At 54.6% G+C, this 14,257-nt stretch carries 13 protein-coding genes and 2 pseudogenes; 11 read left to right on the top strand and 4 right to left on the bottom strand.

Annotated elements, in window-relative coordinates:
- Positions 1-34: 34 nt before the first annotated feature.
- Both gppA and rhlB read right to left on the bottom strand, forming a co-directional pair.
- Complete coding sequence (gene gppA / locus C9J03_RS05295) at positions 35-1,525, bottom strand: guanosine-5'-triphosphate,3'-diphosphate diphosphatase (protein WP_044622255.1); 1,491 nt, start codon at positions 1,523-1,525, stop codon at positions 35-37.
- A 15-nt stretch (positions 1,526-1,540) separates the two neighbouring features.
- Complete coding sequence (gene rhlB, locus C9J03_RS05290; RefSeq protein ID WP_044622256.1) at positions 1,541-2,845, bottom strand: ATP-dependent RNA helicase RhlB; 1,305 nt, start codon at positions 2,843-2,845, stop codon at positions 1,541-1,543.
- 113 nt (positions 2,846-2,958) lie between these two features.
- On the opposite strand from rhlB, the gene trxA reads away from it, so the two are divergent.
- The 7 genes and pseudogenes from trxA to fre all read left to right on the top strand — a co-directional run bounded on the left by trxA (position 2,959) and on the right by fre (position 9,075).
- A complete protein-coding gene (gene trxA, locus C9J03_RS05285) occupies positions 2,959-3,285 on the top strand; it encodes a thioredoxin TrxA (RefSeq protein ID WP_039468439.1) in 327 nt (108 codons plus the stop codon).
- Positions 3,286-3,481: 196 nt separating this feature from the next.
- On the top strand, positions 3,482-4,747 hold the full coding sequence (gene rho, locus C9J03_RS05280; protein ID WP_039468437.1) for a transcription termination factor Rho: 1,266 nt from the start codon (positions 3,482-3,484) through the stop codon (positions 4,745-4,747).
- A gap of 210 nt (positions 4,748-4,957) precedes the next feature.
- Positions 4,958-5,989, top strand: coding sequence for a hypothetical protein (locus tag C9J03_RS05275; RefSeq protein WP_231580697.1), 1,032 nt, complete (start codon positions 4,958-4,960; stop codon positions 5,987-5,989).
- 170 nt (positions 5,990-6,159) lie between these two features.
- Positions 6,160-7,543, top strand: a pseudogene (gene ubiD / locus C9J03_RS05270) (4-hydroxy-3-polyprenylbenzoate decarboxylase); the annotation flags it as partial.
- Positions 7,544-7,614: 71 nt separating this feature from the next.
- Positions 7,615-8,016 (top strand): annotated as a pseudogene (locus tag C9J03_RS27270) (4-hydroxy-3-polyprenylbenzoate decarboxylase); the annotation flags it as partial.
- 75 nt (positions 8,017-8,091) lie between these two features.
- Entirely contained in the window at positions 8,092-8,355 is a 264-nt protein-coding gene (locus C9J03_RS05265) for a 2Fe-2S iron-sulfur cluster-binding protein (protein ID WP_039468430.1), read from the top strand.
- A gap of 9 nt (positions 8,356-8,364) precedes the next feature.
- Positions 8,365-9,075, top strand: coding sequence for an NAD(P)H-flavin reductase (gene fre, locus C9J03_RS05260; protein ID WP_044622259.1), 711 nt, complete (start codon positions 8,365-8,367; stop codon positions 9,073-9,075).
- A gap of 259 nt (positions 9,076-9,334) precedes the next feature.
- Here the strand turns inward: fre and C9J03_RS05255 are convergent, their stop codons facing one another.
- Complete coding sequence (locus C9J03_RS05255) at positions 9,335-10,207, bottom strand: carboxylate/amino acid/amine transporter (RefSeq protein WP_044622260.1); 873 nt, start codon at positions 10,205-10,207, stop codon at positions 9,335-9,337.
- A gap of 169 nt (positions 10,208-10,376) precedes the next feature.
- On the bottom strand, positions 10,377-10,799 hold the full coding sequence (locus C9J03_RS05250; protein ID WP_039468424.1) for a universal stress protein: 423 nt from the start codon (positions 10,797-10,799) through the stop codon (positions 10,377-10,379).
- Positions 10,800-11,096: 297 nt separating this feature from the next.
- On the opposite strand from C9J03_RS05250, the gene ftnA reads away from it, so the two are divergent.
- The 4 genes from ftnA (at position 11,097) to C9J03_RS05230 (ending at position 14,211) form a co-directional block, all read left to right on the top strand.
- The gene (gene ftnA / locus C9J03_RS05245) at positions 11,097-11,624 is read left to right on the top strand and encodes a non-heme ferritin (RefSeq protein ID WP_039468422.1); all 528 of its coding nucleotides are present in this window, start codon (positions 11,097-11,099) and stop codon (positions 11,622-11,624) included.
- 80 nt (positions 11,625-11,704) lie between these two features.
- On the top strand, positions 11,705-12,043 hold the full coding sequence (gene uspB / locus C9J03_RS05240; RefSeq protein ID WP_197068595.1) for a universal stress protein UspB: 339 nt from the start codon (positions 11,705-11,707) through the stop codon (positions 12,041-12,043).
- Between the two features lie 169 nt (positions 12,044-12,212).
- Positions 12,213-13,400: a BaiN/RdsA family NAD(P)/FAD-dependent oxidoreductase gene (locus tag C9J03_RS05235; protein WP_044622261.1), complete on the top strand. Its 1,188-nt coding sequence runs from the start codon at positions 12,213-12,215 to the stop codon at positions 13,398-13,400.
- 271 nt (positions 13,401-13,671) lie between these two features.
- Complete coding sequence (locus C9J03_RS05230; protein ID WP_039468418.1) at positions 13,672-14,211, top strand: DUF3332 domain-containing protein; 540 nt, start codon at positions 13,672-13,674, stop codon at positions 14,209-14,211.
- Positions 14,212-14,257: the final 46 nt, after the last annotated feature.

The following is a 14,257-nucleotide window of genomic DNA, read 5'->3' as shown; positions in this document are numbered from 1 at the left end:
CCCCGCGGGGTGCTTTTTTTATAGGTGGTACATGTTACTCGCTGGCGATGATAGCCAGTGGCCAGCCCATGTCACTTTGGCGGGTGGCTTCTTGCTGTAGCTCGGCATCGGTCAGCGGGTTGGCGGCCAGCCAGCTAGCCGGCAGAGTCAGGCTCAGGGCGTTGTCATCGGCCTTGAGCGTGAACGGCGGTTGGTGGCTGCTATCGCGGCGGTGGCACAAAATCACTGCCAGACGCAGCAGGCGCAGCAGGCGCGTGGCACTTTGCGCCGACAGGGCATGTTGCTCCGGCAGGCTGGTCAGGTTTTCGCGGTAACGGCGCAGCAGCTCAGCAATCAGGTGCTTCTGGGCGCGGGTAAAACCGGGCAGATCACTATGGTGGATCAGGTAAGCGGCATGCTCGCCGCTTTTCTTGAACTCAATCATGGTGCCGATTTCATGCAGGGCCGTACTGGCATCAAGCAGGTAGTGCGCTTGCGGCTCCAGGCTCCATGCAGATTGGCAGCTGCCCAGCAGGGCACGGGCGGTATCGCTGACATTGCCCGCATGGATGCTGTCGAGCTGGAAGCGGGTCTGCAGGCTCTGCAAGGTACGCTCACGGACATCATGATGGCGCATCTGGCTCATCATCTCATACACCATGCCTTCACGCAGGGCGCCGCCAGCCAGGGTCATCGATTCGATACCCAGTGATTCGAAAATCGCAATTAGGATCGACAACCCGCTCGGGAAGACCAGGGCGCGCTCCAGGGTCAAGCCTTCGATATCGAGATCTTCCAGCCGTTCGTATTGCATGGCCTGGCGCTGCATCCGCTTGAGTTTCTGCAGGGTGATGATCTCATCCATTCCTTGCGCCAGCATGATTTCCTGCAGGGCCTGGACGGTGCCGCTGGCTCCGACGCAGGTTTGCCAGCCAAGCGTCTGGTACTGCTCAACAATCGGAGCGATGGCGGTTTTGGCGGCCGAGATAGCAGCAGCAAAGTTGGCTTCGGTGAGGTAACGGTCTTTGAAGTAACGCTCAAGCCAGGTCACACAGCCAATCTTGAGGCTGGTCAGGGCACTGGTATCAAACCCCTCGCCAATGATCACTTCGGTACTGGCTCCGCCGATATCGACCACCAGGCGTTTGCCGCAACCGCCTGAGGTATGGGCAACCCCTTGGTAGATGATCCGGGCTTCTTCCTCGCCTGGAATAATATCGACCGGGTAGCCGAGGATTGTCTCGGCTTTGGAAAGAAAGGCCTCGGCATTGACAGCGGTACGCAGTGCGGCCGTTCCGACAATACGGATGTTGCTTGCTGGTAGATCCTGCAGGCGCTCGGCAAACAGGCTAAGGCAGTCCCACCCCCGTTGCATTGCCTCAATACTCAGCTTGTTTTCGCTGTTGAGGCCAGCGGCCAGGCGGACTTTGCGCTTGATCTTGGCCAGTGTCTGGACGGTGCCTGCAACCTCCCTGACGATCCACATGTGGAAGCTGTTGGAGCCAAGGTCAATGGCGGCATACAAGGGTGATACTGTTCTTTCCATAGGTATATCTACATGTTACTGCTGTTTGTTCTGCGGCGGACGGCGACGGCTGCGCTGGCGTGACTGGCCTTGGCGCTGTGAACCACCACTGCGGCGGTTGCCACCTTGGCGCGGTGAACGCGGTACGCTAACTGGCGGCGGTAGATCATCTAGCAGGGCATCCGAGTCATATTTTGACAGCGGGATAGCATGCTCGATGTAAGTTTCGATTGCCGGCAGGTTAATGGCGTATTGCTCACAGGCGAAGCTGATCGAATGGCCACTGGCGCCAGCACGGCCGGTACGGCCGATACGGTGCACATAATCTTCGGCATCGTCAGGTAGATCGTAGTTGAATACGTGGGTCACCTGAGGGATGTGCAGGCCACGGGCTGCGACATCGGTTGCCACCAGGATATCCACTTCACCCTGGGTGAATTGTTCTAGGATGCGAACCCGCTTTTTCTGCGGCACATCGCCGGTCAGCAAGCCTACGCGGTGCTTATCAGCGGCCAGGTGGGCCCAGATGTCTTCACAGCGGTGCTTAGTATTGGCAAAGATGATGGCGCGGTCAGGCCACTCTTCTTCGATCAAGCTCTGCAGCAGGCGCATCTTTTCTTGGTTCGACGGGTAGAACAGCTCTTCCTGGATGCGATGGCCGGTCTTCTGCTCTGGCTCGACAATCACGCTTTCAGGCGAGTTCATGTGCTCGAAAGCCAGCTCTTTCACACGGTAGGACAGCGTTGCCGAGAACAGCATGTTCAAACGCTCCTGAGGCACAGGCATGCGACGGAACAAGAAACGGATGTCCTTGATAAAGCCAAGGTCGAACATGCGGTCGGCTTCGTCCAGAACCACTGCCTGGATAGAGCGTAGATCGATCACGCGCTGCTTGTAGAAATCGATGATACGGCCACAGGTACCGATCAGGATATCGACACCGGCTTCGAGAGTCTTCTGTTGTTTCTCGTAGGCTTCGCCGCCGTAGGCAAGGCCTGCCGTCAGACCGGTGCTTTCCAGCAGTGGCTTGGCGTCGTTATAAATTTGGATCGCCAGCTCACGAGTTGGTGCCATAATAATGGCACGAGGATGGTTTTGCTTACGTTCCTCTTTGGCTGGGGTTAGCAGCAAGTGGTTGAAAGTCGCGGTCAGGAAAGCCAGGGTTTTCCCTGTGCCTGTTTGAGCCTGACCAGCAATGTCACGGCCGGAGAGCACTACCGGCAATGCCAGCGCCTGGATCGGCGTACAATTATGGAAACCTTTGGTTTCCAATCCTTGTAAAACCCGAGGTTCTAAACCCAGGTCGGCAAATTTTTGCTCTGTGATGTGAGTCGTCTTCATTCGTATAGAATATCAGCTTAGGGTTGCAATACGAAACGGATTCCATTCAAATAGGGCATCGATTTGCTGGTTAAAATCAAATCAGCTAACAAAATCAACCATTGGAGTGGAAGATGAGCGACAAGATTGTGCAGCTAACAGACGCAAGTTTCGACAGCGATGTTATTACTGCTGCAGGCCCGGTACTAGTCGATTTTTGGGCTGAATGGTGTGGTCCTTGCAAAATGATAGCCCCAATTCTTGATGAGATCGCGGACGAGTATGAAGGTAAGCTGACTATCGGTAAATTGAATATCGACCAAAATGCAGCAACGCCACCAAAATTCGGCATCCGTGGTATCCCAACGCTACTGCTGTTCAAGGACGGCGGTGTGGCGGCAACCAAGGTGGGTGCCCTGTCAAAGAGCCAGCTGAAAGAGTTCCTCGACGCGAACCTGTAAGCAACTCTGCCTCGAACCGTGCACAATTTCTCGTTGTGCATGGTTTGACTTGCGTCTATGCTAGACGGATGAGATCTTTAGTGCTAACTTATTGCACGTAAATTGTAATTTTGTTCATTCCTTGACCAGCCCCATTGGTCGACTTTATCTCAATTAACATAGAACCCCAATTTTGACTGACAAGAAACCCACCACTATGAATCTTACTGAACTAAAGAACCAACCTATTTCTAAGTTGGTTGCGCTTGGCGAAAGCTTAGGACTGGAAAACCTGGCGCGTTTGAGAAAACAAGACATTATCTTCGCGATTCTCAAACAGCATGCGAAAAGTGGTGAGGACATTTTTGGCGATGGTGTTCTAGAAATCCTTCAAGATGGCTTCGGCTTCCTCCGCTCTGCAGACAGTTCTTACCTCGCCGGTCCTGATGATATCTACGTTTCTCCTAGCCAAATCCGCCGTTTCAACCTTCGCACTGGTGATACTATCTCCGGCAAGATCCGCCCGCCGAAAGACGGTGAGCGCTACTTTGCGTTGCTGAAGGTTAACGAGGTTAACTACGACAAGCCTGATAACGCGCGTAACAAGATCCTGTTTGAAAACCTGACGCCGCTGCACGCCAACGAGCGTATGCGAATGGAGCGTGGTAACGGTTCGACCGAAGACATCACGGCCCGTGTACTGGACTTGGCTTCGCCAATCGGTAAAGGCCAGCGTGGTTTGATTGTTGCACCGCCGAAAGCGGGTAAAACCATGCTGCTGCAGAACATTGCCCAGAGCATTGCCTACAACCACCCAGAGTGTGAGCTGATGGTACTGCTGATCGACGAACGTCCGGAAGAAGTAACCGAGATGCAGCGCCTGGTTAAGGGTGAAGTGGTTGCATCGACCTTTGACGAGCCAGCATCACGCCACGTTCAGGTTGCTGAAATGGTGATTGAGAAGGCCAAGCGTCTGGTTGAGCACAAGAAAGACGTAGTTATCCTGCTTGACTCGATTACGCGTCTGGCCCGTGCCTACAACACCGTGATCCCGTCATCGGGCAAGGTACTGACCGGTGGTGTCGATGCCAACGCCCTGCACCGTCCGAAGCGCTTTTTCGGTGCGGCCCGTAACGTAGAGGAGGGCGGCAGCCTGACTATCATCGCTACTGCACTGGTCGATACTGGCTCTAAGATGGATGAAGTTATCTACGAAGAGTTCAAAGGTACCGGTAACATGGAACTGCACCTGTCTCGCAAGATCGCAGAAAAACGTGTCTTCCCGGCGATTGACTTCAACCGCTCAGGTACCCGTCGCGAAGAGCTACTGGCGAAAGCGGACGAACTGCAGAAGATGTGGATCCTGCGTAAGATTGTTCACCCAATGGGTGAAACCGATAGCATGGAGTTTTTGATCGACAAGCTATCGATGACCAAGACCAACGACGAGTTCTTCGACGCGATGCGTCGCCAGAAGTCCTAATTCGTCGCTTGACTCACAGTTTTGAAAAACGCCACAGCTTGTGGCGTTTTTTATTTTTGGTACACTAAAACTCTAATTGATCGTTGTTCGATTGCGGCTTTGCTGGTAATTGCCCCCGATAGTTCGATATACTGTGTTTGTTATCAACTTGTGACTATGGATCAGGATGATCCGGATAACCGACATATCTTTTTTCACCAAGGAGGTGACATGCGACTAGGAAAGTGCATGCAGATAGGTTTGCTGGCTGTAGGGATGATAGCAGCCCAGGCCACGGCCCAGATAGCCATTCAGCCAACCGAAATTTCCCAACAGGACGTTGAGCATATTCAGGCTTCCCTGCAAGTTAAAAACCGGGTATCGGCCCTGCGACAATACTATGACAGCAGTGATTTTGCCCTGTTGGAATCCCACCTGTCCCCATTGCCTCCCCTCCAGCAAGAAGCGGTGCGCAGCCAGTTGATTGATTATGCTATCGGCTATGCAGCAAAGCCCGATGGATTGGATCAGGCCAAGGCGGACTGGCTTGAGGCCCAGGCGGCTCGGATGCCGGTTTTCAATGTGGTCGAGCAGGGTGATGGCTACCTGGTGACCAAATCCGCCTTCCATTATGGCGCCAAGGCGCGCAGTCTGGTGATCCGCTGGCAGCAGCAGTTGCTGGCCCAGCAGATGCTGGAACAAGCCGAAGACGGGAAGCTGCAGCTGTCACAGTGGCTGGTCGGGGATATCCAGGCCCAGGCGTTCCGGCGTGATATTTTTCTGGCCCACCTGCCCGAATTGTCAGAGGCTGCCGTCGAGGTGCTGGCCGGGCAGTTTACCTCGGACAGCAAGCTGGTTTGGCTGCCAGATAACGCGGTGATTGCGGCCCTTGCCGCGGCGTCGGGGGATGAGGGGGTCTACCATTTGCTGTGGCGCCGCCGCAGCGATCAATACAGTCTGGCCGAGCTAAACCGATTGGCCGGTTTGGCACCGCAACCCGCCGCGACCAAGCAGCTGATGGCCGCAACCATCAACCCGACCCTGAAGCTTCAGGCCTACCGCGCGCTGATCACTCTCAAGCCGTTGCCCGTGGCTGCCAGGGACTTTCTCAGCGATAAGCTGAGCGAAGTGGATGACGGTGAGCTGGTGGCCACCGAGCTGGCCCGCAGCGGTTATCTCGAGTGGCTCGAGCAGTTGGCCTCGGCCAGCCGTAGCCAGGTGCTGCAGAAGAACTTCCGCTCGGCACTTGCCACGCTGCCCTGAATAGCCGGCTTTGGTCTGCCGGTAAGGTCGGGGCGGGATCGCAGTGGTCGGATTTTCCGCTGTCCTACCGTTAACAAGTCGTTATAATGTTTTGATAATGATTATTTGTACCCGGTGACTGAAGCCAGCACCGGGTGCTGGTGTATTTAGGATAGGTAACCGCGAAACCGATGAAGTTCAAGGATCTGCGAGAGTTTATTGACTATCTGGAGCAACAGGGTGAGCTCAAGCGCATCAAGCAGCCGGTTGACCCGGATCAGGAGATCACCGAAATCTGTGATCGCACCCTGCGTGCCGGCGGGCCAGCGCTGTTGTTCGAAAACCCGGTAGGCTACGACGTCCCGGTACTGGCGAATCTTTTCGGTACGCCGGGCCGGGTGGCAATGGGAATGGGGCGGACCGATGTCCGTGAACTGCGAGAGGTTGGTAAGTTGTTGGCTTACCTCAAGGAGCCCGAGCCGCCGAAAGGCTTCCGTGAAGCGCTGGATAAACTTCCGGTATTTAAGCAAGTGCTCAATATGCCGGTCAAGCGGCTGCGCAGTGCGCCGTGTCAGGACATCGTCTGGCAGGGTGATGAGGTCGATTTGGACAAAATTCCGGTGATGAGCTGTTGGCCTGGTGATGTGGCACCGCTGCTGACCTGGGGCCTGACCATTACTAAGGGACCGAACAAAAAGCGCCAGAACCTAGGGATTTACCGCCAGCAGAAAATTGGCAAGAACAAAATCATCATGCGCTGGTTGGCCCACCGTGGCGGGGCGCTGGATCTGCGCGACTGGATGGAAGCCCATCCGGGCAAGCCTTTCCCGGTGAGCGTGGCGTTCGGTGCCGATCCGGCAACGATTCTCGGTGCGGTGACCCCGATCCCCGATACCTTGTCCGAGTATGCTTTTGCTGGCCTGTTGCGCGGCCGCAAGAGCGAAGTGGTCAAGAGCCTGAGTAATGATCTGGAAGTACCAGCCAGTGCGGAGATCGTGCTGGAGGGCTATATCGACCCGAACGAGTTTGCCGACGAGGGGCCGTATGGCGACCATACCGGCTACTACAACGAGGTCGAACGCCACCATGTGTTCACCATTACCCACGTGACCATGCGCAAGGCGCCTATCTACCACAGTACCTATACCGGCCGTCCGCCTGACGAGCCCGCGGTGCTCGGGGTGGCGCTGAACGAAGTGTTCGTGCCTATTTTGCAAAAGCAGTTCCCGGAGATTGTCGATTTCTACCTGCCGCCTGAGGGCTGCTCTTACCGCATGGCTGTGGTGTCGATGAAGAAGCAGTACCCTGGCCATGCCAAACGGGTGATGATGGGCGTCTGGTCCTTCCTGCGCCAGTTCATGTACACCAAGTTTGTCATCGTGGTGGATGAAGATGTTGATACCCGTGACTGGGGCAGCGTGGTTGCCGCCATGAGCCGCGATATGGATCCGGTGCGAGACAGCCTGTTTATCGACCAGACCCCGATCGACTCGCTGGACTTCGCCTCGCCGGTGGTAGGACTTGGCTCCAAGATGGGCCTGGATGCAACCCGCAAGTGGGATGCGGAAACCGCCAATGCTGTGGCTTATCCCCGTCCGCAAGCCGAGCTGAATCACCACGCCTTGGAGCAGGAAATTAAGCAGCTCCCGGCGGTGATTGATTGTTACCTGCCGTCGACCGCAGAGTTTGCTGGCGTGGCGATTGTGACTATCAACAAGGACCAAGTGGGTCAGGCATTGCCGGTGATGGATAGCATCTGGACGGTGCTGGCTGGCAAAACCGACACCAAGTTCATCATTGTCTGCGACGGGGATGTGAATGCCCGCGACTGGAATGATGTGATCTGGGCGGTGACCACCCGGATGGATCCGAGCCGTGATACCCTGATGGTCAACCAAGGTGCAGAGCACGGTGCCAGAATTGGCCTCGATGCCACCAACAAACTGCCGGGCGAGGCTTCTCGAGAGTGGGGGACGCCTATCGTCAAGTCGCCAGAGGTGGTTGCCAAAGTCGATGCCATCTGGGACGAACTGGGGATCCTGGGTTAACCTGTGACTAAACTCAGCCGTAAACCAAGTTAGATCGCAAAGCTCGGCGCGTGAGCCGGGCATGAGAAAATAAATATGTACCAAGTCCGCCTGCTGCCTCATGATGTGACGTTTGCCACCGACGGCGAACAAACCGTGCTTGAGGCCGCGCTCAACGCAGGCATTGCCTTTCCCAACCGCTGCCAGGTTGGTGCCTGTGCCATGTGCATGTGCCGCAAGCAGCAGGGGGAGATCCGCTATCAGCTCGAGCCTATGCTCACCGAGAAGGAGCAGGCCGAAGGCTGGATCTTTGCGTGTCAGGCAATGGCAACGAGTGATTTGGTACTCCAGCTAGATTAGAGGAAGCAAATGTCCATCAAATGCGAAGTAATATCTGTCGAGCCGCTGGCGTGCAATACCCACCGTATTTTGCTACGTCCGGAAACCCCCATTGAATTCAAGGCTGGTCAGTACCTGCTGGCGGTGATGGGCGAGAAGGACAAGCGTCCGTTTTCGATTGCCAGCAGTCCGTGCCGGGAAAGGGAGCTGGAGCTGCACATTGGTGCTGCCGAGCATAACCCTTATGCCATCGAGGTGGTCGAGAACATGAAAGCCGCGCTGAAGGCGGGCACGCCGGTTGATATCGAAGCGCCGCACGGTGAGGCCTGGGTGCGCGAAGACAGTGACAAGCCGTTACTGCTGATTGCCGGCGGAACGGGCTTTTCCTATGTGCGTAGTATCCTGGATAACTGCCTGAGCCGCGGTGTTCACCAGCCGATCTTCGTGTACTGGGGCGGGCGCGATGAATGCCAGCTCTATGCCAACGACGAGCTTAAGGCCCTGGCTGCCAAGCATGGCAACCTGACCTATGTTCCGGTTGTTGAAACGGCGCCGGCTAACTGGCAGGGCAAGGTGGGCAACGTGCTTGAGGCTGTCTGCGATGATTTCGTCAGCCTGTCGGCCTATGACATCTATCTCTGCGGCCGGTTCGAAATGGCTGGCGCAGCGCGTGAGCTGTTCTCTGCCGAGAAAGGGGCCGAGCGCGATCGTATGTTTGCCGATGCGTTTTCATTCATCTAAGCGGCTCGATGGTTTAAGAGCGGCCCTATGGCCCTATGGGTTAAGACTTCAGTATAAAGTGATCACTAGCGATAAATTAGTGAATTATCTGGTTTGACAGTACCTTTGAGTTCTACGAGTTTTTTGTAGAACCACAGAACCACAGAACCACAGAACCACAGAACCACAGAACCACAGAACCACAGAACCAATAGTCAAAAGGCGAACCTACAGGGTTCGCCTTTGTTGTCTTTGAAACCGTCTTATCAGTCAGCGTGTTTTACGTCCGCGCCCTTTCCACCTTGCGTTTGACCCAGGTTTCGTTGAACCACAGTGAAGCGGCAATGATCCCTCCGCCAATCGATAACCGGAGCACGTCGACGTCCCGGTTCCAGATCAGGATATTGACGATCAGGCCCGCCGGTACCAGCGCATTGTTCATGATGGCCAGGGCACCGGCATTGACCAAGGTTGCTCCCTTATTCCAGAGGAAGTACCCCAGGCCAGAGGCGACGATACCCAAATAGATCAGGATACCCCACTGGGTATTGGTGGTCGGTAGTTGCTCGGTGTTACCAAACAGCAGGAACATCGGCAGCGCGACGCAAGCCGCTCCGAGGTAGAACAGTCCGAACACCGTGTGCTGCGGGATTTCCTTGAGTTCTTGCTCCATGATGTGCTTGTAGCCGACCTGGCCGATGGCAAAGCTCAGGTTGGCCCCCTGGACAATCAAAAAGCCGGTGATGAAGTCCTCGTTGACCCCCTCGAACTTGATCACTGCTGCGCCCAGCACCGCGATGGCGGCCGTTGCCAGGTACCAGGCCGAGAAGCGGTGGTGCAGCATGTCGTAGATCAGGGTGACGTAGATTGGGGTGAAGATAGTAAACAGCAGCACTTCCGGTACGCTCAGGTACAGGAATGACTGGTAGTAGAAGCAGTACATGATGCCGAGCTGGAAGGCACCCACAACCATGATCTTGAGTGCCAGCGCGCGGTGCAGGTGCTGGCGGCGTAGGAAGGGCAGGAAGACCAGGGCTGCCAGGCTGACGCGGGTCAGGACTGAGAACCAGGCATCGACCTGGCCGGCCAGGTAGACCCCGATCAGGCTAAAGGAAAAGGCCCAGAGTAGGGTAACAGCGGATAAGTATCCCATAGTGTTATTCAGGGGGGGTAGTTGAATGATGGAGCAAGTGTAGCGAAAAAAGGGCAAGGGAAATACTGCCAATCCGTACGGTTACTGCCGTCGGCGGCCGGAATAACAGAAAACCGGCACAGTGATCAAACCGTGCCGGGCTGGCGTAGCTAGGAAGGAGCTCGCGTTGTTATTTCAGTGGGATCATCAGCATATCGACCGGCGAGCGGTTGATGAGCTGCTTGGCAGAGCTGAGGATCTTGCTCCAGAAATCTTGGTGGTGGCCGCAAACCACCAGCTGAATATCCATGTCGTCGATAGCATGACAAATCTCCTCGCTCAGATCCCCGCTGCCAACCAAGGTGTGGGACACCGGATAGTTGGCCTTGTCGGCCAGCGACTGGAGCTGCTTCTGTGCCTCTTCCGCCATGCGGTTCTGGGCATCTGAGAGGTTGATATCAATCAGCCCGGTATACAGTTCAGCATAGTTGACGTCGATGTGGATGAGCGACAGTTTGGCGTCCAGTGCCTTGGCGAGCTCAGCGGCTTTGCCGACGATAACATGGCTGTCATCGGACAGGTCGATAGCAACTAGAATATGTTTGTAAGCCATAGTTTTCACTCCTTGACTTAGGGGCTTTACTCCATGCTAGCACCTAATTTTGGGAAAAAATATTACCGCGATCGCAACTTATTCCGCTGTTTTGAGAAATAATTTCAGTAGTGGAATTTGTTGAATTACGGCAACTTTTTAACTTAATCCGCTGGACAGTTGAAAACATGTCATAGATTGTTTGCCGCTGGGCACGATGAGTTGCATTCTCACTTTTGCATTGTGACAATGGCGACAACAGCGTTTTCATACCACCCGTTGAGATTGGTATACACTAGAATAGAAAGGAGTAGTGCGATGTTAGCTCAAGCAATGGTTGATAAACTCAACGAGCAAATCAACTTAGAGTTCTTCTCTTCCAACCTTTACCTGCAGATGAGTGCCTGGTGCGAAGACAAGGGCTTTGAAGGTGCAGCAGAGTTTCTGCGTAAGCATGCCGTTGAGGAGATGGAGCACATGCAGCGACTTTTCACTTACGTCAGTGAAACCGGTGCATTGCCAATCCTCGGCGCGATTGAAGCGCCAAAGCATGAGTTCGCCTCGCTGGGTGATGTGTTCCGTGAAACTTACGAACACGAACAGCTGATCACCGATAAGATCAACAAGCTGGCACACGTTGCATTTACCACCCAGGACTACTCGACGTTTAACTTCTTGCAGTGGTATGTGGCAGAGCAGCACGAAGAAGAAAAACTGTTCAAAGGCATTCTTGATAAGATCGAGCTGGTTGGTGAAGATGGCAAGGCACTGTTCTTCATCGACAAAGACCTAGCCGAAATGGCGAAAGCTGGATCGACATCAGTAATGGATTCACCAGCTGGCTAATTAGTCCAGGGGGCATGCCGATATGCCCCCTTTCTCACCAGAGTGTGGCCAGCTGATCAGTCACGTTGTTCGGGGGCTATATTATGAGTGGTGATGCAATCTTACTCGCACTTTTTTTGGTCGCTGTGGTGAATATTTCCCGCTACATTAGTACGTTGCGTACTTTATTGGCGGTAATGCGCGAATGCGACCCTCTTCTTTACCAGCAGGTCGACGGCCGTGGGTTTTTCTCATCTCAGGGCAATGTCACTAAGCAAATTCGGCTATTTCACTATATCCGCAGCCATCAGTACCATAACCATCACGATCCTGTGTTCATGGAAAAATGTTCCAAGGTACGACGGCTATTTATTCTTGCCAGTACCTACTTGATGGTATTTTTGGTGGCGATTTTCGTGATTGCTTACATGGGGATCTAGGCTGCGGCCAATCACATGGTGGCATTCAGCCAGTAGGGCAGGTAAAATCACCGTCCTGTGGCGATGGTAAGCCAACTGTTCGAACAAGGGATGCAGGCCGACTGGCCCCTGCGTCCCTTTTTTGTTGGGAGTTAGCTCCCATTTGATTTGGACCGAAAGCGGTGGCGTGATGGCAGAGAAATTTGATGTAGTGGTAATTGGAGCCGGTGCGGCTGGCTTGATGTGTGCCGCCGAGGCGGGCAAGCGCGGGCGCTCTGTGCTGGTGGTTGATCACGGCAAGAAGCCGGGCCGTAAGATCTTGATTTCCGGCGGCGGCCGCTGCAACTTTACCAACTACGATGTCGCGGCCAACAACTATGTCTGCCGTAACCCGCACTTTGTGAAATCGGCCTTGTCGCAATATACCAACTGGGATTTTATTTCGATGATCGCCAAGCATGGGATTACGTTCGAAGAGCGTGACCATGGCCAGCTGTTCTGTGAGGAGTCGGCTAAGGACATAGTGGCCATGCTGCTGGCCGAATGTGATTTGCCAACGGTCCAGCAGCGCTACCAGGTCGATGTCCATGATCTTGCCAAGACCGAGGGCGGCTTTAGCCTCAAACTCAATACCGAATTGGTGGAGTGTGAGTCTCTGGTGGTGGCAACCGGTGGCCTGTCGATGCCCAAGCTGGGCGCGACGCCGTTTGGTTACCAGATTGCCGAGCAGTTTGGCTTGAAGATGGTACCCACCACGGCTGGCCTGGTGCCATTTACCCTGCACAAGGAAGACAAAGACGCGTTCGCCGAGCTATCGGGGATTGCTGTTCCGGCGGTGGTTGAAGCCGAAGACGGCACCACGTTCCGCGAAAACCTGCTGTTTACCCACCGCGGCCTGTCCGGACCGGTTATTTTGCAGATTTCGTCCTACTGGACGCCGGGACAGAAGGTGACCGTTGACCTATTGCCGGATCTCGAGCTGGCAGAGACCCTCAGTGCCATGCGCGATAAGCACCCGAACCAGAGCCTGAAAAACTCACTGTCTCGCTTGTTGCCTAAGCGCTTGATCGAAGTGCTGATTGAACGCGGTGACTTGGTTGATAAGCCGCTCAAGCAGTTTAACCCCAAGGACATCACCGTAATGGCTAACTACTTCCATAAGTGGAGCATTGCGCCGAACGGAACCGAAGGCTACCGCACCGCCGAAGTCACCCTAGGCGGCGTTGATACCGATGAGCTGTCATCGAAAACCATGGAAGCGAAGCAGGTGCCAGGCCTGTACTTTGCTGGTGAGGTGATGGATGTGAGCGGCTGGCTGGGCGGCTACAATTTCCAGTGGGCCTGGAGCTCGGGCTTCGTGGCCGGCCAGCATGCCTAGGTGAGGCCGACAGCGAGGTTCGTGTAACAACCCCGCGGTGCATTGCACGACGGGGTTGTTTCGGGATTGATTATCAAGACTGTTATTTTGACTTTTAAGGATTTCATCACACATTGAAATGTAACCCTTCATTTACCAATCGCCAACCAGGTTTTTACGACTGTAAATCGATGGGAAGTTTTTGCTATTTTTACTAGCAACCTGCCTCAAAATGCCTATAATCCGCGCACTTTTTATGATTTTCATCATCTCTTTGCGGAGTAGAGCCCAAATGAAAAAAATCGCATCTAAAGCGATCGTAATGACCCTTCTTGCAACGTCACTGACTGGTTGTATTGGCCAGATGGGGACCTCACAGCTGGTGACCAAAGCCAACCTTAGCGCCGTTGATAACCGTTACGGCCGTGCCGGTCTGTTCATGCTGCTAAGCCCTGTGTACGGTATTGCGGCGACAGCGGATTTGTTCATCTTCAATACCATCGAGTTTTGGACCGGTAAGAACCCGATCACGGGCAAGTCACCGGCGGTGGCGGATACACCCGTAGATGCCATTTTCAAAGTCAACGGCCAGCTTGACCCATCCCTGACGACGGTACCGTTGGCCAGTGTACAGAACAGTGACATCTTCGCGGCAAGCTTCCGCCAGGTTGACGAGCGTACCTTGGAAATGAACGTGGTTTACCAGAGCGGTGAACAAGCTGTGCTGCGTGGCGAGCGTGCCGGTGACGACGTGGAATTTTACCTGGACGGCGAATTCATTACCGCTGTCAGCATCGCTGAACTGAGCCAGTACGCCAGCAACCAGGCCTAATGGCTTTTCAGGTTGAGTGAAAGCAAAACGGGAGCCTTTGGCTCCC

It is taken from the genome of Photobacterium gaetbulicola (genome assembly GCF_003025515.1).
GTDB classification, from domain to species: domain Bacteria; phylum Pseudomonadota; class Gammaproteobacteria; order Enterobacterales; family Vibrionaceae; genus Photobacterium; species Photobacterium gaetbulicola.
This window is presented reverse-complemented; position numbering and strand designations above follow the sequence as displayed.